The organism is Ekhidna sp. (assembly GCF_039960695.1).
Taxonomy (GTDB): Bacteria; Bacteroidota; Bacteroidia; order Cytophagales; family Cyclobacteriaceae; genus Ekhidna.
In genome coordinates, this window is sequence record NZ_JBDVKP010000010.1 from 1 (window position 1) to 18,825 (window position 18,825).

General features: G+C 39.1%; 23 protein-coding genes. 8 read left to right on the forward strand and 15 right to left on the reverse strand.

The genetic code is table 11. The features are described from left to right. The first annotated feature begins 613 nt into the window (after positions 1 to 613). Entirely contained in the window at positions 614 to 1,882 is a 1,269-nt protein-coding gene (locus tag ABJG98_RS05405; RefSeq protein WP_348278465.1) for a phosphatidylserine decarboxylase, read from the forward strand. Between the two features lie 115 nt (positions 1,883 to 1,997). Here the strand turns inward: ABJG98_RS05405 and ABJG98_RS05410 are convergent, their stop codons facing one another. Then, the gene (locus ABJG98_RS05410; RefSeq protein ID WP_348278466.1) at positions 1,998 to 2,555 is read right to left on the reverse strand and encodes a DUF3109 family protein; all 558 of its coding nucleotides are present in this window, start codon (positions 2,553 to 2,555) and stop codon (positions 1,998 to 2,000) included. Positions 2,556 to 2,671: 116 nt separating this feature from the next. On the opposite strand from ABJG98_RS05410, the gene ABJG98_RS05415 reads away from it, so the two are divergent. After that, on the forward strand, positions 2,672 to 3,241 hold the full coding sequence (locus ABJG98_RS05415) for a YceI family protein (RefSeq protein WP_348278467.1): 570 nt from the start codon (positions 2,672 to 2,674) through the stop codon (positions 3,239 to 3,241). 55 nt (positions 3,242 to 3,296) lie between these two features. On the opposite strand, the gene ABJG98_RS05420 is transcribed toward ABJG98_RS05415, so the two are convergent. The 5 genes from ABJG98_RS05420 to mce form a co-directional block, all read right to left on the reverse strand. After that, positions 3,297 to 3,737: a GNAT family N-acetyltransferase gene (locus ABJG98_RS05420; protein ID WP_348278468.1), complete on the reverse strand. Its 441-nt coding sequence runs from the start codon at positions 3,735 to 3,737 to the stop codon at positions 3,297 to 3,299. After that, entirely contained in the window at positions 3,731 to 4,123 is a 393-nt protein-coding gene (locus ABJG98_RS05425; RefSeq protein ID WP_348278469.1) for a rhodanese-like domain-containing protein, read from the reverse strand. Before ABJG98_RS05425 ends, ABJG98_RS05420 begins: the two co-directional genes overlap by 7 nt. 113 nt (positions 4,124 to 4,236) lie before the next feature. Further along, positions 4,237 to 4,545, reverse strand: a complete 309-nt coding sequence (locus ABJG98_RS05430) for a hypothetical protein (protein ID WP_348278470.1) — start codon at positions 4,543 to 4,545, stop codon at positions 4,237 to 4,239. Positions 4,546 to 4,739: 194 nt separating this feature from the next. Beyond that, positions 4,740 to 5,771 carry a thiamine-phosphate kinase gene (thiL, locus tag ABJG98_RS05435; RefSeq protein WP_348278471.1) on the reverse strand — a complete coding sequence of 344 codons (1,032 nt, stop codon included), beginning with the start codon at positions 5,769 to 5,771 and terminating at the stop codon, positions 4,740 to 4,742. Between the two features lie 4 nt (positions 5,772 to 5,775). Further along, positions 5,776 to 6,177, reverse strand: coding sequence for a methylmalonyl-CoA epimerase (gene mce / locus ABJG98_RS05440; protein ID WP_348278472.1), 402 nt, complete (start codon positions 6,175 to 6,177; stop codon positions 5,776 to 5,778). A gap of 173 nt (positions 6,178 to 6,350) precedes the next feature. Here mce and ABJG98_RS05445 point away from each other — a divergent pair, with 173 nt between their 5' ends. The 6 genes from ABJG98_RS05445 to ABJG98_RS05470 all read left to right on the forward strand — a co-directional run bounded on the left by ABJG98_RS05445 (position 6,351) and on the right by ABJG98_RS05470 (position 9,040). Then, positions 6,351 to 6,758, forward strand: a complete 408-nt coding sequence (locus tag ABJG98_RS05445; protein ID WP_348278473.1) for a hypothetical protein — start codon at positions 6,351 to 6,353, stop codon at positions 6,756 to 6,758. After that, positions 6,758 to 7,084, forward strand: a complete 327-nt coding sequence (locus ABJG98_RS05450; RefSeq protein WP_348278474.1) for an iron-sulfur cluster assembly accessory protein — start codon at positions 6,758 to 6,760, stop codon at positions 7,082 to 7,084. Before ABJG98_RS05445 ends, ABJG98_RS05450 begins: the two co-directional genes overlap by 1 nt. Positions 7,085 to 7,115: 31 nt before the next feature. Then, entirely contained in the window at positions 7,116 to 7,640 is a 525-nt protein-coding gene (locus ABJG98_RS05455; RefSeq protein WP_348278475.1) for a hypothetical protein, read from the forward strand. Then, the gene (locus tag ABJG98_RS05460) at positions 7,640 to 7,825 is read left to right on the forward strand and encodes a hypothetical protein (protein ID WP_348278476.1); all 186 of its coding nucleotides are present in this window, start codon (positions 7,640 to 7,642) and stop codon (positions 7,823 to 7,825) included. Before ABJG98_RS05455 ends, ABJG98_RS05460 begins: the two co-directional genes overlap by 1 nt. Before the next feature lie 76 nt (positions 7,826 to 7,901). Then, positions 7,902 to 8,327 carry a MarR family winged helix-turn-helix transcriptional regulator gene (locus ABJG98_RS05465; protein WP_348278477.1) on the forward strand — a complete coding sequence of 142 codons (426 nt, stop codon included), beginning with the start codon at positions 7,902 to 7,904 and terminating at the stop codon, positions 8,325 to 8,327. Next, entirely contained in the window at positions 8,324 to 9,040 is a 717-nt protein-coding gene (locus ABJG98_RS05470; protein WP_348278478.1) for a hypothetical protein, read from the forward strand. Before ABJG98_RS05465 ends, ABJG98_RS05470 begins: the two co-directional genes overlap by 4 nt. 18 nt (positions 9,041 to 9,058) lie before the next feature. Here the strand turns inward: ABJG98_RS05470 and ABJG98_RS05475 are convergent, their stop codons facing one another. The 9 genes from ABJG98_RS05475 to ABJG98_RS05515 are packed head-to-tail and all read right to left on the reverse strand — an operon-like array spanning position 9,059 to position 18,823. Further along, entirely contained in the window at positions 9,059 to 10,945 is a 1,887-nt protein-coding gene (locus ABJG98_RS05475; protein WP_348278479.1) for an amidophosphoribosyltransferase, read from the reverse strand. Continuing rightward, a complete protein-coding gene (locus tag ABJG98_RS05480; protein ID WP_348278480.1) occupies positions 10,938 to 12,371 on the reverse strand; it encodes an NADH-quinone oxidoreductase subunit N in 1,434 nt (477 codons plus the stop codon). Before ABJG98_RS05480 ends, ABJG98_RS05475 begins: the two co-directional genes overlap by 8 nt. Next, on the reverse strand, positions 12,368 to 13,951 hold the full coding sequence (locus ABJG98_RS05485) for an NADH-quinone oxidoreductase subunit M (protein WP_348278481.1): 1,584 nt from the start codon (positions 13,949 to 13,951) through the stop codon (positions 12,368 to 12,370). Before ABJG98_RS05485 ends, ABJG98_RS05480 begins: the two co-directional genes overlap by 4 nt. Positions 13,952 to 13,957: 6 nt before the next feature. Continuing rightward, positions 13,958 to 15,838, reverse strand: a complete 1,881-nt coding sequence (locus ABJG98_RS05490) for an NADH-quinone oxidoreductase subunit L (RefSeq protein ID WP_348278482.1) — start codon at positions 15,836 to 15,838, stop codon at positions 13,958 to 13,960. 11 nt (positions 15,839 to 15,849) lie between these two features. After that, positions 15,850 to 16,158 (reverse strand): NADH-quinone oxidoreductase subunit NuoK, encoded by a 309-nt coding sequence (gene nuoK / locus ABJG98_RS05495; protein ID WP_348278483.1) that lies wholly within the window; start codon positions 16,156 to 16,158, stop codon positions 15,850 to 15,852. Continuing rightward, the gene (locus ABJG98_RS05500; RefSeq protein ID WP_348278484.1) at positions 16,151 to 16,642 is read right to left on the reverse strand and encodes an NADH-quinone oxidoreductase subunit J; all 492 of its coding nucleotides are present in this window, start codon (positions 16,640 to 16,642) and stop codon (positions 16,151 to 16,153) included. Before ABJG98_RS05500 ends, nuoK begins: the two co-directional genes overlap by 8 nt. Then, complete coding sequence (locus ABJG98_RS05505; protein WP_348278485.1) at positions 16,642 to 17,241, reverse strand: 4Fe-4S dicluster domain-containing protein; 600 nt, start codon at positions 17,239 to 17,241, stop codon at positions 16,642 to 16,644. Before ABJG98_RS05505 ends, ABJG98_RS05500 begins: the two co-directional genes overlap by 1 nt. 54 nt (positions 17,242 to 17,295) lie before the next feature. Next, positions 17,296 to 18,273, reverse strand: coding sequence for an NADH-quinone oxidoreductase subunit NuoH (nuoH, locus tag ABJG98_RS05510; protein ID WP_348278486.1), 978 nt, complete (start codon positions 18,271 to 18,273; stop codon positions 17,296 to 17,298). Positions 18,274 to 18,331: 58 nt separating this feature from the next. Further along, on the reverse strand, positions 18,332 to 18,823 hold the full coding sequence (locus tag ABJG98_RS05515; protein ID WP_348278487.1) for a hypothetical protein: 492 nt from the start codon (positions 18,821 to 18,823) through the stop codon (positions 18,332 to 18,334). Positions 18,824 to 18,825: the final 2 nt, after the last annotated feature.

Here is an 18,825-nt window from a genome sequence, read left to right on the forward strand (position 1 = left end):
AAAGAGCTATTTCCTGAGTCAGAGAACTCTTTCTACCTGAACTACGAAAACGTTCAGTTTGAATTTATTAAGAACGGTTTGAAAGTCGTCACTTTGAATATCTATGCAAATAGTGAACTCGTAGAAAAAGCTCAAAGAGAACAATAGAAACAGTGTGGTAACAGGCACTAGCGCGAATATGCCTATGTGCTTTCTGCCACTTTCTGAGCATCTTGACCGCTTCACTGCCCATTCTGTTACTTGTCTTAAATGTTCTTTCCGAAATATCTAAAGAGCAAGAAAAAATTCTGATACTCATTCAAAATCACAAAAACGATTTAAGAAACTTTTTTAGAGAGAATATTGAAGATGAATTATTATCTGCTCACATTTATTTACTTTTTGAAAGTTCTATTATAGAAAGTCAAGTGTATAAAATGAATTAATTGAAAAATCATACTATCATTTATTTAGCGTTTTCCACAACCTGTTGACTCTTTGTATACATTGTATTATAGTACAGCGTTGTTGGTAAGAGGTAGCTTTGCTACCTTAGATCATAGCTAATTTAGGAGATTCGTCCAAAGACATTTGATCAGTGCTTATTTAGCTAACTAACCTGAATATTTTTAAAATGAAGCTACTTCAAAACCTGTTATTTGTTTTTGCGCTAACCGCAATGGTATGTTCTTGCAACACTTCAAAAGAGAATTCTGAATACGGTAAAGCAACTACAGAATTGATAAGCTTGGTGGAAAGCAATCCTGAACTAAAATCAATGCTGATTACATCCATTCAAAAAACTAAGGAAATTAACCCGGATAGGCGCACAAATCCTGTACAAAATCTTGAAGAATATTATGAATTTATCAACTGGGCTGAAACATCCATGCCCTGGTCAATGTTAAAAAAAGAAGACTACCCGGAGATTTATAATAACATTCTACAAAGTGTCATTTACTTTTATTTTCTGATTGATCAACCATTAGCTGAATTAGAGGGGAAAGCTCAATTCAGAAATTCTTTGCAGTATTATGATCCATTTGCTTCTTGGGTTACAGCGTTTTGTAAGACTTGGGGGAATTACCTAGACTCAGAAATTTCATGGAACGAAGAGTACTATCAAATGGCTTTGGCAGACGTAAAATTTGGACTTCAAAATGACTGGTACGAAAGTCCGAAAAATTGGAAAACATTTAATCAGTTCTTTGCGAGAAAACTAAAATCTGCTGAGAGTAGACCAATATCATCGCCAAATTTAGATTCTATTGTTGTCTCTTATGCAGATTCAGAGCCACAAGGTCAATGGCCTATAGACAGCAGCTCACTCATAATACAAAATGGAGGAGTCAAGGTAAAGTCCGCCACTTTAAGTTCTGTAGCATCCCTTATTGGTGATGATAGTGAATATGAAGATGAGTTTGCAAACGGAACTTTTACACATTCATTCTTAAATGTTAATGATTATCATAGGTATCATTTCCCAATTGGAGGAATAGTGAAGGAGGTTCGAATCATTCCAGGAATAAATCCGATTGGAGCTTCAATTTTTTGGGATGCTAAAAATCGCAGGTATGCATTTGATCCTTCTTTGGTGGGATGGCAAACGGTTGAAACTCGGGGATGTGTAATTTTAGAAACTGATGAATACGGCCTTGTTGCCTTACTTCCAATTGGAATGGCAGTAGTAGGATCCGTTAATTTTGAGGAAAATTTAAAAATTGGAACCAAAGTAAATAAAGGGGATATGCTAGGCTTTTTTCTTTTTGGCGGCTCTGATTTTATAATGATTTTCCAAGAAAATGTGGCTTTTACTTTAGACTCACCAATGCAAGAAGACAGTAACTCTTATAAGCATATTTTGATGGGTGAACGACTAGGTTATCTTACAAAGAAGAAGTAATAACACCATTAAATACTAGAAATGAATATGCGAACAAGATTATTAAAGAGGTCTATGCAGTTATTCAACTGCAGCAGTTCTTAAAACATGACATCATACTCATTTTGCATAGGTACTATCCTACCTTCTCGTCCAACTCCTTATACCAATCTTCCCCATACTTTCGTATAAGTGCGTCTTTCAGAAACTTGTATACAGGGACTTTCAGCTCTTTACCCAGGTCGCATGCAGGGGAGCATATTTGCCAACGGTCGTAATTTAGTGCTTCAAACTCAGGAAGCTTAGAGATACGTATCGGATAGAGGTGACAGGAAATTGGTTTCTTGAAGTCGGTCTTCCCGTCTTTGTGTGCCTGCTCTATGCTGCACTTGAGCGTCTTACTTTCATCGTAGAATGCAAAGGCACATTCCTTACCATTGATAGTTGTGGTGGATAGATCTCCGTCCTCATCTAACAAGTAACCTCCCTCCTTCTCCAATACATCTATAGCTTCTTGTGTGAGATAGGGTTTTACCAACTCGATGGCCTTATCTACTTCTTCCAACTCTTCCTCTAAAAGCGGTGCGCCCAGGTCTCCCTCTACACAGCAAGCTCCTTTGCACTTGGCCAGGTCGCATACAAAAGCTTCCTCTATCACATCATCAGAAACCAGCGTCTTTCCTACCTCAATCATGTTTTTCAAATTTTCTTCAAAATTATGGAACAATTTTCGACTTTAGGCGTTATTTGCCTATACATTATATGTACATACATTTATTTTGAATAAACGAAAACTTAACAAACACGACCATGATTAAAGCATTATTAATTTTCTCAGCATTGCTGAGTACAGAAGCTAAGGAAAATTACAAGGTAAGTACTGAAGAAAGTACCGTAGAATGGGTTGGTAAGAAGGTGACCGGCCAGCACAATGGGGTGATTTCATTGCAAGGTGGAAGACTGGAAATGGAAGGCGGCATGCTTGTAGGAGGAATCTTTACCATAGATATGACCACCATTACAGACCTAGACCTATCAAGAGGATCGAAAGGAAAATTGGAAGGTCATTTGAAGTCTGATGATTTCTTTGGAGTGGAGAAGTACCCTACTTCAACTTTCACAATCACGAAAGCAGTTCCTCAAGGACCTGGAAAATATAAGATTGTAGGAAACATTACGATCAAAGGCAAAACCGAGGAAATTCAGTTTCCTGCAACTGTCGAGGAAAAAGATGGAAAGATCGTGGCATCAGCAACTTTATCGATTGACCGATCGAAGTTTGATGTGAGATATGGATCGGGGAGTTTCTTCGACAACCTGGGCGACAAAACAATTTATGACAATTTCGACTTATCTATAAGTCTGGTTGCTAGCAAGTAAAGGATAGTAGTAGTGATAGGTGATTGGGCCGTTCCGAATATTTGAACGGCCCTTTTTATGACCAAAAGAATCGCTGCTTAGTCTTAGCTACTGCTCCCAACTTTTTGTAGAAATCAATGGCCTGTTTATTGAAGTCAGGTGTTTGCCATTGTATCTGAAAACAGTCTTCCTGCTCTGCGTATGATTTCACCATCTGCATGAGTTTTGAGCCAACTCCTTGTCCTCTGAGTTCTTCTTTCAGATAGATACAATCAAGATACACATAGTAGTCAGCATCCCAGGTCGAGTACTGCTTGATGAAAGTAACATAGCCATTCAGTTTCCCTTGATTCTCAACTACTATGCATTGTAGGTTTTTTGGATTTTCGAAGAGTTGCACTAGCAAATTTTCCTTCTTCCCTCGAACATCATACGTACACTTTTCATATGCAGCATGTAACGCACAAAGCGCCAGAAGCTGATTAATGTCTCGCTCTTCCGCTCGACGTATCAGCATGCACACTGAACAGCAGCCCCTTCGGAAGCCATTACACCTTCCGTAGCATAGCCGTCAAATTTCCACCACTCAATGCCTCCAATCAATTCTTTAACCTGAAATCCGAGCTGTGCCAACTTAAGAGCACCCTTGGTTGAGGCATTGCAGCCAATTCCATCACAATAACAAACATATGTTTTTGACTTGTCCAGATGCTTTGTGCTTTCAACTGTCATTTCGCGATGTGGCAAATTAATAGCTGTAGGAATGTGCTCCTTTTCATAACCAAATGGTTGTCTGGTGTCTACTATAATCAGATTGGTATCCGTTTCTAAAGATGCGAACAGGTCAGATGGATCCATTTCGAACGCAAGTTTGCTTTCATAGTACTTGATTTGCTCATTCATAGTGATATTCATTTATGGTTTAGCAAACCTACCATGCAGAAGCAGCCAATGATAACTATTTGGATGAGAAGAATTTTGAAGTAGAATGAATGTTTTTCATCCTTGATCAGCTGTCAATTTCCAGATTTTTTTGACTTAAATTTCATCACTTCTTCCTTTGTCATTTTCCTAATATATTTTTTATGTGCTAACCCTCGATGAAATCCATCCAGTTGCTTCACATAATACTTTTTCATACTTTTCTTACCGACGATTTTAGCAGCTGTTTCTGACCCGTCCTTTAAAGTGACATAGACATATTGTCCATATTTAAAGTCATCATCCTCTTGCTCTATTCCGCTCGAATTATCAAAAGCGCTGAATCCTAATATGGTTGGATTTGCATTGCTCTCAGAAAACGCTATAGCTAGGCTTAACGCCATAATAAATTTTAGTTTGGTAGTTTCCATAATTATTAATGTTTGATGGTTATTTAACCTTGCAAAGGTCAGAGGGCCATCGTCTCACCAACAAATTATGGATGTGTACATTTGGGCAACAAAATGCCTTTTTTAGGAAATTATGCGCTCAGCGTTTTAGTCAAGCGCTTATTATGGGTCGTTTTCTTGACAGCAATCTAAAAGTGCTTCCAGCCTTGTGCCTGAAGCTCTACTACATTTTGACTTCTGGTCACAAACGTTCGCCCTTTAGACTTAGCTTGCATATATCCGATCGTATGGATATCAGCGTGATTTTTAATCTTTTCAAAATCATCCTGGCCAATGGTGAAAAGTAGCTCATAATCTTCGCCGCCATTTAGTGCGCATGAGTTTGGATCGATACTGAACTCTGCTGCTGTTTCGTAGGCTTGCTTTTCTATCGGGAGTTTATCTTCATAGATAGCAACACCAAGACCGGACTGCTTGCATAAATGGAATGCTTCAGAGGCAAGTCCGTCAGATACATCAATCATTGAAGTAGGTTGGATGCCCAGATCTTTAAACTCATGAATAATGTCCATACGTGCTTTAGGTTTTAGCTGGCGCCCAACCACATAATCGTACGTATCCAGCTTCGGCTGCATGTCTGGATTGGCCATGTACTCTGCCTTTTCACGCTCCAAAATCTGAAGGCCAACAAAGGCACCACCTAAATCGCCTGTCACACACAAAATATCGCCTTCCATCGCTCCGTTGCGGTACACAATTTTATCTCTATCCACCTCGCCAAGTGCGGTTACAGATATAATTAACCCTGACGAGGAAGAGGTAGTGTCTCCACCTACCAGATCGACATTATATTCATCGCAGGCCGCTTTTATTCCCTCGTATAGCGCCTCAACAGCCTCCACCGAGAATCGGTTGCTCAACCCCAGGTTTACCGTAATCTGAGTTGGTGTGCCATTCATAGCTGCTATATCTGAAATATTGACAGCTACAGCTTTGAATCCCAAATGTGGCAGCGGCATATACGAAAGGTCAAAATGAACGCCTTCTAAAAGCATGTCCGTGGTTGTCAGCAAATACTTATCGCCCAGATCATACACAGCTGTATCATCTCCAATACCTTTTACCGTTTTTTGATTCTTAGGCGTAAACTTCTCTGCAATTCTGTCGATAAGACCGAACTCTCCTATTTCACCTATTTCTGTTCTTTTTTCTTCACTCATGTTATTATTTTATCTCTTGACACAATTCTACCAATACACCGTTGGCAGACTTTGGATGTACAAAGCAAACCAGCTTATTGTCTGCTCCTTTCTTTGGTACTTCATTCAAGATTTGAAACCCTTCCTTTCGTAATCGATCCATTTCAGCATGAATATCGTTCACTTCAAATGCGATGTGATGAATCCCCTCTCCCCTCTTCTCAATGAATTTTGCAATTGCACTATCCGAACCACCTTCCAGCAACTCAATTTTGGTTTCGCCTAATTGAAAAAAGGAAGTTGTCACTGACTCAGAATCCACCACTTCTTCTTTGTAGCTCCCCTTATTGAAAAGGGTTTTGAATAATTGATTGGCTGACGAAAGATCTTTAACTGCTATGCCTATATGCTCAACGTTTTTCCACATTTGAATTTACCATTCTAAAATTTACAAAATGAGCTCTTTGGTACAACTTCAATCATGAAAAAACATGAATGTCTCAATGATTGGGTTGAGCTTCAAGCTCAATTATTAGTAAGTTTGCAAAAATGCAGGAACTTTCAGTCGATCTGAAAAGTTTACCCATTAATTGAAAAGAAATGGAGTTACGATCTGATATTCATGTTGAATCTGCAAAGATTCAAAACGAGATAAAAAACTTCCTTGGTCTAAGAAGTGACGAGGTGATATTTGAATTTGCGAATCTCGACGGCAAAGTTAAATTAGATCTTATAACTATTAACCCGCGTCACAATCAGTCATTCTTGTTTAAATCCATCAATGGATTTGATAAAACTGATGTACTACACAAGATGCTGGAGTATGTGCGTACTCACAAGGACAAAGAAAGCTCTTTTACCATTCAATGGATGATGAAAGGAATGAATGAATTGCAGACGTCCTATTTTCGAGCAAAAAATATGTATGATGCCATGGACAAACTTTACTATGGTCGTGATATAAATAATTTGACAGTATTTAGTATTGTATTAAACCCGGTGGCCTGATGATTAATGTGACGGATAAAGCGAGAGAAGAAATAGAGACCCTACTTAATAGTGAGGGGAAATCATTGGAACATAATATTCGTGTCTCTGTAAAGGGCGGTGGCTGCTCTGGATTGATGTATGATCTTTCGTTTGATCCTAAGATTCAAGATGCTGATGAGGTATTCGAAGATAAAGGTGTGAAGATACTCGTTGACAAAAAAAGCCTGCTATATCTTTTGGGCACTACATTGGACTTTTCTGGTGGCCTCAATGGCAAAGGATTTCAGTTTGTGAATCCGAATGCATCCAGAACTTGCGGATGTGGAGAGAGCTTCTCTGTTTAAACGTTTCAAATGATGTGACTATTTTAGTCACATGAAAAAATGGTCTTCTGATCGATGGTTGAGTATCGTTGCCATCATTGCGTCTCTTGGCACCTTATTCACTATCGTTTATCAAACAAATCTTATTCGAAAGCAGCAATATGCTTCTGTATTACCATACCTGGAGATGTGGAATTCTAATCCTGGACGTGAAGGTGAATCCTACAAGTACGTATTAATGAATAATGGCATAGGACCAGCTTTCATCAGAGAAGTCAAAATTCATTGTGGAGATTCTGTTTATCAGGATGATCCGGCAAGTTTTACTCATCGTGTGATCAAGCCAAGGGACGCAATTACAAACTTCTACTATACGAATATCAAGAAAGGAAGGCTTATACCAGCTGGTGATAGATTAGAGCTTGTGGGAGTTTTAAATGACAGTATAAATGCTCCTATATTAAGAAAGTGGCTTTCGATGACAGATTCCATTGAAGTAGAGATTATCTATGAATCTGTCTATGGGGAGCGCTGGAGCTCGCGTGGAATAGCAAACGAACCACGGAGATTAAACTAATGCTAAAGGTAAATTTAGCAGCTATTATAGCTTTTCTTGGTGCCGCCCAAGCTATGCTCACATTTTTGTACATGATTGCCAATATATCAGGCATACAGGAGGGTTTCTTTATTACGTCCTTGATTCTAATGGTCGGTGGCGTCCTGCTTGGTGGTTATCTATTTGTTAGAAAGCAGAGTCAATAATCAATTCATAATTCTTTCTACCACATTGAAACTAAAATGAATTGGTTTTCGTATATTAGTTGTATATACAACCAAAATGAACTTCAAACACCTAGATAGCATTGACCCCTCTACTTGTATCAATGGAAAGATGAATAGAATTAATAGGCTTACAGGGAATATTTTTCGTAGGCACCTGAAGGATTTTGATGTGACCAGCAGTCAGTTGACGCTGTTATTTGTCTTATACAAACGTGGCGGCCTCACGCAAAAAGAACTTACTGACATCCTCTTTATGGAGAAATCTTCTGTAAATCGAAACCTCAGAAGACTTTTTGAAAATGGATACGCTACCAAAAAAAGCTTTCCTATCATTGAAATAACTGATGACGGTAAGATGCTTCTTGAAAAAGTAGTTCCTTCCTGGCAAGCTGCTATGAAAGAAATAAGAGAATCTCTTCAGCAGGATGGGGAATCCGCTGTGGATACGATACTATCAAAACTAAAAACCACACACTCATGACACTACAACTTGGATACATAGGACTTACCATAGCTATTTGCGTATGGTTAATTGTTATTGGATTTAATACCATCGATAAATCGTTTGCGCCAGATCGAGCAAAAAAGAAGAAATTGCTTTTAGTAGCTTCGCTGATCATCTGGCAATTGTATATCTATCTGGTGTCAGTTTCTGGTTTCATTAAAACACTTGAATTTCCACCACGATTTGTTTTGATGATGATATTGCCATCCTTCGTTTTCACTGGAATATTTATCTATCAAAACAGAAAAAATGACTGGATCTTAAACATCATTCCTTCCAGGCTTTTCTTTTTTCAATCTTTTAGAATTCTAGTAGAAACATTGTTCGCAGCATCTGTTGCAGCGGGGATTTTGCATAAAGAGGCTTCCATTCACGGTTACAATTATGACATGATTTACGCTTTTACAATTCCAGCGATAGGTGTTCTTATTTTTGTATTGAATTATCTGAACTTGAAGGTAGCCCGTGCCTGGAATTATCTCGGTTTGTTAGTCATCGCAAGTATCATATTTGTTTTCCAGACGACTGTGTATGCGCCACATCTTTATGGAGCAAGTGAGCCTTTGATGCCATTAGAAGCACTTACATATCCATATGTACTAATTGCAGGATTCTTAATGCCTGTTGCTGTTTTTATTCACGTTCTTTCGATCGTGCAACTCAACAGAATTATTAAAATGAATCAATGATTTACGGAGCCTATGGTTTTAATAGGCTCTTACTTCTACGCCTTTCATGTAGTTTACAAAAGCGCGATTCACCACTTTATTTCCTCCTGATGTTGGGTAGTCTCCTGTAAAGTACCAATCACCGAGATGGTTAGGACAAGCTTTGTGTAAATTATCCACCGTTTGATATACCACTTCCACCTCTGCTTTCATACCTTTCGGCTTCACTATTTCAGTGATTTTCTCTGAAACCTGGTCATACGTGAATGGTTCATATAATTCATTCACATGATTTGCAGGATGCTCTTCAGACTGGCTGGCGAGGCATTTATCAAAGACTACATCTAAAAGATCCTCCTTGTTGTGATCCTTTAACAGTTCAAGCACCGCTCTGAAGGCAAGGAAGTCTTTCATCTTGCTCATATCAATCCCATAGCAATCAGGAAATCGAATTTGTGGCGCAGATGATACAATTACAATCTTTTTGGGCTCAAGGCGGTCTAATAAAGTCAGAATACTTTTCTCTAGAGTCGTACCTCTCACGATGCTGTCATCGATGACTACCAGTGTATCGGTACGTTTGTTAATCACCTCGTATGTGGTATCATACACATGCGAAACAAGCTCATCTCTGCTGCTATCGTCGGTAATGAACGTCCTGAGTTTAGCATCTTTCAAAACCAATTTTTCTACTCGTGGCTGAAAGTTCAGCATTTCTTCTATTGAATCTGCAGAAGGCTTACCTTCAAGAATCACTTCTTTTCTTTTTGCGATCAGGTATTTCTCTACTCCTCGCATCAAGCCTAAAAATGAAGTTTCAGCTGTATTCGGTATGTACGAGAACACGGTGTTTTTTAAATCAAAATTGATCGATTTCAAAACCTGAGGAACCAGTAGTTCACCAAGGGTTCTCCGTTCGTTATATATATCTGGATCGGTACCACGTGAGAAGTAAATTCTTTCGAAGCTGCATGACTTGCGCTCAATAGGTTCAATGAATTGCTTCTGAGCATAACTTCCATCTTTGCCTATGATGAGCGCATGTCCAGGTTTGATTTCTTCAATATCTGTATACTCACAACCAAATGCTGTCTTGATAGCCTGCTTTTCTGATGTTACTACCACTACCTCATCATCTGCATAGTAATAAGCTGGCCTGATACCTGCAGGATCTCGTGCAACAAATGAAGCACCATAGCCAATTATTCCCGCCATAGCATATCCTCCATCAAAATCCCTACATGATCTATGAAGTACTCGCTGCAGATCTATCTCTTCTTCAATTTTGTAGGTAATTTCTTCATTGGAGAGTTGATCATTATACTTATCAAAGATTCGTTGATTCTCTTCATCGAGAAAGTGGCCGATCTTTTCCATCACGGTTACTGTGTCCACTTTATCTTTCGGGAACTGTCCCAGACCTACCAAAATATCGAAAAGCTCCTCAACATTGGTCATATTGAAGTTTCCTGCCATTACAAGGTTGCGACTTCTCCAGTTATTTTGTCTTAAAAAAGGATGGCAATTTTCAATGCTATTCTTTCCGTGAGTGCCATATCTTAAGTGTCCAAGCCACGATTCACCAGTGAATGCATAATTCTCTTTCAGCCACTCAGCGTTCGTCTCATCCCCACTTGGATCGCGCTTTGCCTTTGAATATTTTTTGCTGATCTTCCCGAAGATTTCTTCGATCGGATTCGAATTTATCGTTCTATAGCGAGAGATGTATCTATGTCCAGGTGGTAAATCAACTTTAATACTAGCAACTCCTACTCCATCTTGCCCTCGATTGCTTTGCTTCTTCATGAGCAAGTACATCTTCTTAGCTGCATAAGCAGGCGTACCGTATTTGTCAATATAATATTGGAGGGGCTTTCTAAGGCGGAGGTGGGCTATGCCACATTCGTGTTTGATCGGGTCACTCATGGACGTTGTTAAGCAAATGTTGCATGACTATTACCAGCTTCGGTACAAAGAACAACAATAACAGGCCAATTGTAAAAAGAGTTGCAATAATTTTCGCCCATAAACTGAAATTGATCGACTGATTTTGTTGACCCTTGGCAAGGAAAATATGTTTTGGAATTTGTAAGTAATAAAACAAAGAGCCTACTGTAGCTAATACCGCGATAATCAAATACCATAAAACAGTTATAGAATCAGCAGTAAGGTAATATTCCCATAAGGTTGTAAAAAGGAAAAACTTAGCCATGAAACCTGCAAATGGTGGTAGACCCACAAGAGAGATTAAAATGAATGTGTAGCTCGTACCCATCCATGTGGATTTGCTTGTTGACTTATGATCCGCAAGCGTGTTAACTCCCTTTCTTTCATATTGATCAAGCATGTAGAATACGGCCAGATTCATAAATGCATAAGCTACTGCATACCACCAGAAAGCCTGGACAGCAGTGCCCGTATTAATCAAGGCAAATGGAAGTAAAAATCCAGAGTGTGCAATTGCACCAAAGCTGATCATCCTTCGTGCATGGGTTTGACGGAAAGCACCGAGAGTACCGCTGGTAATTGTCAGCATTCCCAGGATCAAAACTATTTCAAAAATCCAGTGATGAGCATTCAGAGATTCAATGGATAAGACTCTTTGAAGCAAGATCAAACCAGCCAACTTAGGAACAATAGACATAAAAGCAGTTGCATCGGCAGGAGCAGATTGATAGGTTGCCGGAACCCAGAGATGTGAAGGAACGATTGAAATTTTGAAGAATACCCCCATCAACATCATTCCCAATCCCACCTGAGTAATTAGTTCAATAGAATTGATTTCACCCAAACTTGAGATTGTAAACGCTCCGGTAGTTCCATAAATCAGTCCAAGACCAAATAGCATTACGGCAGAACTAATTGCACCAAATAGTAAGTACTTTATACCAGCTTCAAAGCTTTTCTTTTTAAAAGAAAAATTGGTAAGTATATATGCTGAAAATGATACTAGCTCTATGGACAAATAGATGATAAGTAAACTATTAGCTTTCATCATAAACAAGCTTCCTGCTAGCATTGCTAAAATGAAAAAATAGAATTCAGTCGCGTGCTTTTTATCTCTGGGAAAGAGAAGAATCATTAACGCTATTATCAAAAATAGTGATCCGAAATAGATAGAAGGTTTGGATATGAAAATGCTATCCATCAAAAGCAATCCTATCGATTGATTAGAAACATTAAGCCCAATGGCTACAATAATTATAATTGTCATTAAGAGCTTAGTTACTACTCCATTTGATCCGATAAGGCCTATAAGTAGTAAAATGATGGCACCAAGTATCAAAGTAGTTTCTGTCCATACACCTTGCAGGTCATTGAGAATACCATTTAGCTGCTCGGTCAAATTCATGGAGTGGAGTTACTTATCTGCTGAATGAAGAAGTTGATGGATTCATTGCTATAATCCAATACCAGGCGCGGGTAGATGCCTAAGAGAATTACCAAAATCGCAAGCGGAATAAGCATCAGTTTCTCTCTTGTAGTTAAGTCAAACATATTGACCTCCCAGGAAGAATCTCTTACAAAGTACTTACCATAAAACATGCGTTGGATTGTCCATAAGAAATAGGCCGCTGATACCGCAATACCAAGAGTGGCCAGAATCCCAATCCACATTGAGAGCTGTGAACTTCCGAATGCTCCCATCAACACCATCAGTTCGCCAACGAATCCTGAAAGTCCTGGAAGCCCTAACCCTGCGAAAAAGAAGATAGCCATAAAGAAAGTGTACACGGGCATTTTATTTGCTAAACCGCTAAAATTCTCCATCATCCTATTGCCAGTTCTGTCATACACTACACCTGCAATGAGAAACAAGGCCGGAGAAATCAATCCGTGCGAGATCATGTGAAACAAGGCACCTGAAAAACCTATCGCTGTAAGTGAGGCCAATCCAACTAATACAAACCCCATGTGTGAAACAGATGAATATGCAACCATTCGTTTCAAGTCTCTTTGAGCCAATGCATTTAATCCTCCATATAAAATGGATACTACTCCTATTATGGCTACCAATAAGGCATAATCAACCGCAGCGTCTGGAAATATTCCATATGCAATTCGAAGCAATCCATAGGCACCTACTTTTAACAACAATCCGGCAAGAACCACAGAAATAGCTGTTGGAGCTTCTACGTGTGCATCTGGCAGCCAAGTGTGTACAGGTACGGCTGGAAGCTTAATGCCAAAGCCTATTATTAAGAATATAAAAGCTATAGCTCTGGCAGAGTAACCAAAAATGAGTTGCGGAGAGTTCGGATCAAGTACAGAACCTGATGAATAATTACCGTCAAGCATTTGTACCAAGCTGAAGGTATTAGCCCCAACATCAACTACGCTCAGGTACAACCCTATCATTACTACAAGGATGAACAGTGAACCTAACAAAGTATAAAGGAAGAATTTAATAGAAGCATATGATCTTCGATCTCCTCCCCAAATTCCAATGAGGAAAAACATGGGCAGTAGCATGAACTCGAAACACAAATAGAAAAGGAAGAAATCCAAAGCGATGAAGCAACCAATGATGCTCGAGCTAAGAACTAGATACAGAATGAAATAACCTTTTGCTTTCTCTTCGATATTCCAGGATGATATGACTCCTATTAATAGCACAAACGATGAAAGCATCACTAAAGGCAAACTAATGCCATCAATGCCAAGAAAGTAGTCAATACTAATTGAGCCAATAGAACCTAGGGAGATTGTAATCCAATCTGCTTTTTCAACAAACTGAAAAGCGCCCGACCAAGTATCAGCCTTTAATGATTGATCAAAGTTGATCGCAAGGAGTATCGACATGATAAATTGGACTCCTATAGCAGCTAGCGATAGTCTTCTAAATACCTTCCAGCGATCTGCGGGAATGAAAATCATTGCAAAGGCAACGAGCAACGGCAAAAGGAATATGTAGGTTAGGGAGTTTTGCATGCGGTGCTAAAAAAACAGTATCCAACTTAAAATCAAAATGATACCCACTAGCAACCAAGCAAATTGGGTTTGTATATCTCGAGCGCTAAATGAGGCGAGTAGTTTTCCGGTAACTCCTGAAATGTATCCAATCAGGTTAATCGGACCATCTATGATGAATCGATCTACCAAGGCAAATACTTTCGAGATCACTACCCCACCTATACCAGCCAGATGAACCGCGCCATCAACCACTTTACGGTCCATTTGAAAGGTAAGCACTGATAACCTTTCAATTCCAATACCAAACAACTGATATAATGAAGTCAGATGAAAACCATTTAGAAGAATAGGAAATCGATTGTCAGCCATATGAACATAAGACTGACTATATGCTGAGTTTGGCTTAAAAAAGGAAAATCCAAGTACTAAACCAGTTGCAGTCATAAGTAAGGATAAGAATGTGACCATCAATGAGACAATATCTGAAGAAGGTATCGCTTCATTTCCTAAAAAGGAGTCAAACCATGTTACATGGGCGATTGGATTCCAATTGTAAAAGAACCAAAGAGATCCAACTGAAAGAACGATCAGCGGTATCTTTAAAGTAAAAGTTTCCGAGAACTTACTAATTAAGTCTTTCACCCTATTTTCTCCCCAAAAGACCAGCATCACCATTCTGCCAACATATAGTGCAGTCAAGAATACCGTAATCAATGCAATGTCAGGAACTAGATATGCCCAGGTACCAATGTTGCTTGCCCAAATCCATCCTGCAATTATGATTCCTTCCTTTGACATGAAACCGCTAAATAATGGAATTCCGGCTAGCGCCATAGCGCACATTATGAAGGTCAAATATGTCCAGGGAAGTTGCTTTCTAAGTCCACCCATTTTACGCATATCCTGAGTATCTTCTTTTGTGGCTTGATGCATGAAATGGATAATGGCTCCTGCCCCCAGGAATAATCCCGCCTTGAAGAATGCATGTGTAAACAAATGAAACAATGATGCGGTCTGTGCTCCAACACCTATACCCATAACCATGTATCCCAATTGAGAGACTGTGGAATAGGCCAGTATTTTCTTTAGGTCGTGCTGCATCAAAGCACAGACTCCTCCATAAAGTGCTGTAAAGGTTCCAACCAGAGCCACCACCATCAATGCGCTTGGATGTATAAAAGGTGAAACTCGAAACAAGAGATAAACTCCAGCAGCCACCATTGTGGCTGCGTGAATCAGCGCAGAAACTGGCGTTGGCCCCACCATTGCTTTGGTTAGCCAGCCAGAAAAAGGAAGTTGTGCTGATTTACCAAAGGCTCCAATGGCAATTAGAATTGATGGGAGAAACAGCCAGACACTTTTGAATTCAGAGATATTCAAAATATTATTACTCAATAATAAAATACCAGCCAAAAGCGCAACGTCAGCAATTCGATTGACCATGAAAGCCATTCTTGCTGCTGATGGTACTCCTTTCTTGCGATACCAGAAACCGATAAGAAGATAAGAAGCTAGACCAACCAACTCCCAAAAAATAAAGAGTAGAATTAAGTGATCAGCCAACAATAGACCAATCATCGAGAAGGTGAAAAAACCAAGCTTAAGAAAGTAGCGATTTTTTCCATCATCCCCTTTCATGTATTCTAACGAAAAGATGTGGACTAACATCGAAACCAACGCAACAAGTGTTATAAGAACTAGAGCAACACGATCGGCCAGCATATTTAAGGGATAGTTTGGCAGCCAGTGAAAGGATCTTTCGATTGTACCTCCAGAAATACATAAGTAGAGTGAAACAACAAATGAGATTGCCACGCCAGCAACCGAAAGTAAAATGCCTTTATGCCTTAATAAATAGGCTGCCAGACCTCCAACTAACGGTGCAAATAGAACAACAATGATCATCAACATTTCCATCAGTTTCCAACCTTAGTTAGTTCATCCAGATTGGATGCTTTAGTTTTTCTATAAATATTTAGCAGAATAGCTAATGCTATAGAAACCTCACAAACAGTAAGCACTATAGCGAAAATGGCTAAAACCTGACCTCTTAAATTTGGATCATATTGCGAGAATACGGCCAAAACAATGTTGGCTCCATTTAGCATTAATTCAACACCCATCAAAACGAAAATTGAGGCACGCTTTGTCAGAACAACGAAAACACCTGAACTAAAAAGTAAGGCTGCAAAGTAGAGATAATATGGTAATTGCTCCTCACTCATCTCCTGCCGTTTTTGCGAGATATCCTGCGCCTACTAAAGCAACTAGCAATATGAAGGCAACCAACTCAAAAGCAACTGCATGTTCAGTAAGAAAGGAAATGCCAATTTGACGTATCTGATCTTGTTTTTCAACTTCGGAAGTTGAAAAAGTGCTACCTGAAATAAGATAGGCCAACAGACAGAATAGGCCTAAGGAAATGATCGCACCTATAACGGTATTTTCGGATTTCGACAGCACTTTGTCTCCTCTCAGTCTGTTAGTCATCATTACGCCAAAGGCGAGCAAAATAACTACTCCGCCAGCATACAGCATAATTTGTACGACAGCTAAAAGGTCGGACATTAGAATCACATATATTCCTGCTATACCAATTAATGCAAGGCACAATGCGTAAGCTGCATGTACAATATTCTTGGTGAATATGATGATTCCAACTCCAAGCAGAGTTGCTAATAAAAGTGATATTTGTATAAAAATAATCACTATTTTTTCTTTGGAATACGTGGTTTAAATACAGGTTTAGTAGAAGGCTTTTTCGTAACATCTCCTTCTTTTTTGATTGTAGGAAGCTCTGGTTTTGCCTTTATTTTATCTGCCTGATACTCTTCAAACTCTTTCTTCTTTTCAGCAATTTCCTTATTGTTCATTTTACTAAAAGAGAAGTTATGATCCAGAATATCGGTAGTACTAAAATCAAATTCTTTTGTCATGGTAAGGCATTCTGTAGGGCACACAACTGTACACAAGCCACAAAAGCAACATTTAGACATATCGATATCAAATTTGGCAGCATAAATCCTAAGTGGTGTTCCATCAGAAGTTTGACCGAATACTTCAGGTGAACGCACAGGTTCTATGTCGATGCAATCAACTGGACAAATTTTCGCGCATTTATCACATACTATACAGTCATCTATTTCATTATGCAATTGATAACGACCATGGTCAGGAATTGGGATTTCTTCGTGCGGATATTGCACGGTAAACGTTCCGTTTGCTTTCTCGAAATAATTATCCTCTCCAACCCACTCCTTTTTACGGCTCTTTCGAGCTTGAAAAAAATATTGAATGGATAGTAACATCCCTTTCCAGGTGGTCTTCACAGCAGATGATATGTTACCGAAATAGCTCATTGCTTAGCTCATTATCCAAAGTTTCCAAAGTGCACAAACGAATAGCATCACAATAGCTAAAGGTGTTAAGTATTTCCAAGATAAGCTCATGAGCTGATCTACTCTTAATCTGGGTAGTGTCCATCTCACCCACATTTGCACAAAAATCAAAAGCATTGCTTTTGATAGCAACCATACTGCGCCCCAAATAGGTCCTTGACCAAAAATTGCTAGCGGTGAACTCCATCCACCAAAGAATAGAATTGTGCCAAGAATTGATAGCAATAACATCATTCCATATTCGGAAAGCATGAACATGCCCCAGCGAAAACCGGAATACTCCGTGCTATATCCACCTATCAACTCTGATTCAGATTCCGGAAGATCAAACGGGGCACGATTGGATTCAGCAAGAGTTGCAATAAAAAAGATGAAAAAAGGAATAATTAAAACCGGATGGGTAATAATATTCCAGGTAAACATCCCATCCCTACTTTGTATCAGACTCATTTGATTCAGATCTAGGGTGCCTGCTATTATGACGACACATAGCACACTCAATCCTAGTGGTACCTCATACGATACTATCTGAGCTACAGAGCGCATGGCTCCATAAAGACTATATTTATTGTTTGATGCCCAGCCTGCCATTAAAATTCCCAATACATCTAGCGATACAATCGCCAATAAGAAAAATACGCCACTTGATATACCTGATCCCTCCAAATCTGAATTAATGGGCAATACAGAAAACCCGGTGAAAACGGCAGCAAAAACAATCAAGGGTGCAATTAAGAAAGGGATCAAATCTACGGCATTTGCTCTAATATCTTCCTTTTGAAGCATCTTTAGCAAATCAGCTATCGTTTGGAGAATTCCTTTTGGCCCAACCTCCATTGGGCCTAATCTATTTTGAATAAATGCTGCAGTTTTTCGCTCTGCATATACAGCGAAAACTACAAAAATCAACAGAAAGGCCAGGTAGAAGACGAACGAAATCACACTCGAATTTACGCCTCGAAAGCTTTTAAGAAAATGTTCCCATGAAAATTGTCAGGGCCTATCCTGGAAGCCACCCAACATTTATATTGTCCAGACGGAGATAATCTATTGATATAGACTCAAAAACCACATTTTTAAGAATAATGGTGGCCTTATATGGCTCATTATTATTTGCTTTTTCTTGTTCCACTTCGCTGACAATTAGATCCACTACTCCATCCGTAGCCACCTCTTCGAGTAGCTCCTTTGGTTTTTTAGCAATCATAACATCGTTGCAAAGTGTTTCATTGATGGCTCCCTCATATTTCTTTCTCGTCACTTTAATTATCTCAGACTTTCCAATTCCGTAGGATTGTCTTGCCTCCAACTCTATTGAAGAAACATCTACTATTATCGAAACAAACTCTTTGTTGTCTTCAGTTAATTTATAGACAATGAAATTTCCACAGCCGACACTATCACCAGAAAATGGATGCATAGTCTTAGTGCTTTTAGAAACAGAACAACTTGCGATTAAGAAAATCAAGGTGATATAAGAAAGTTTTTTCATGA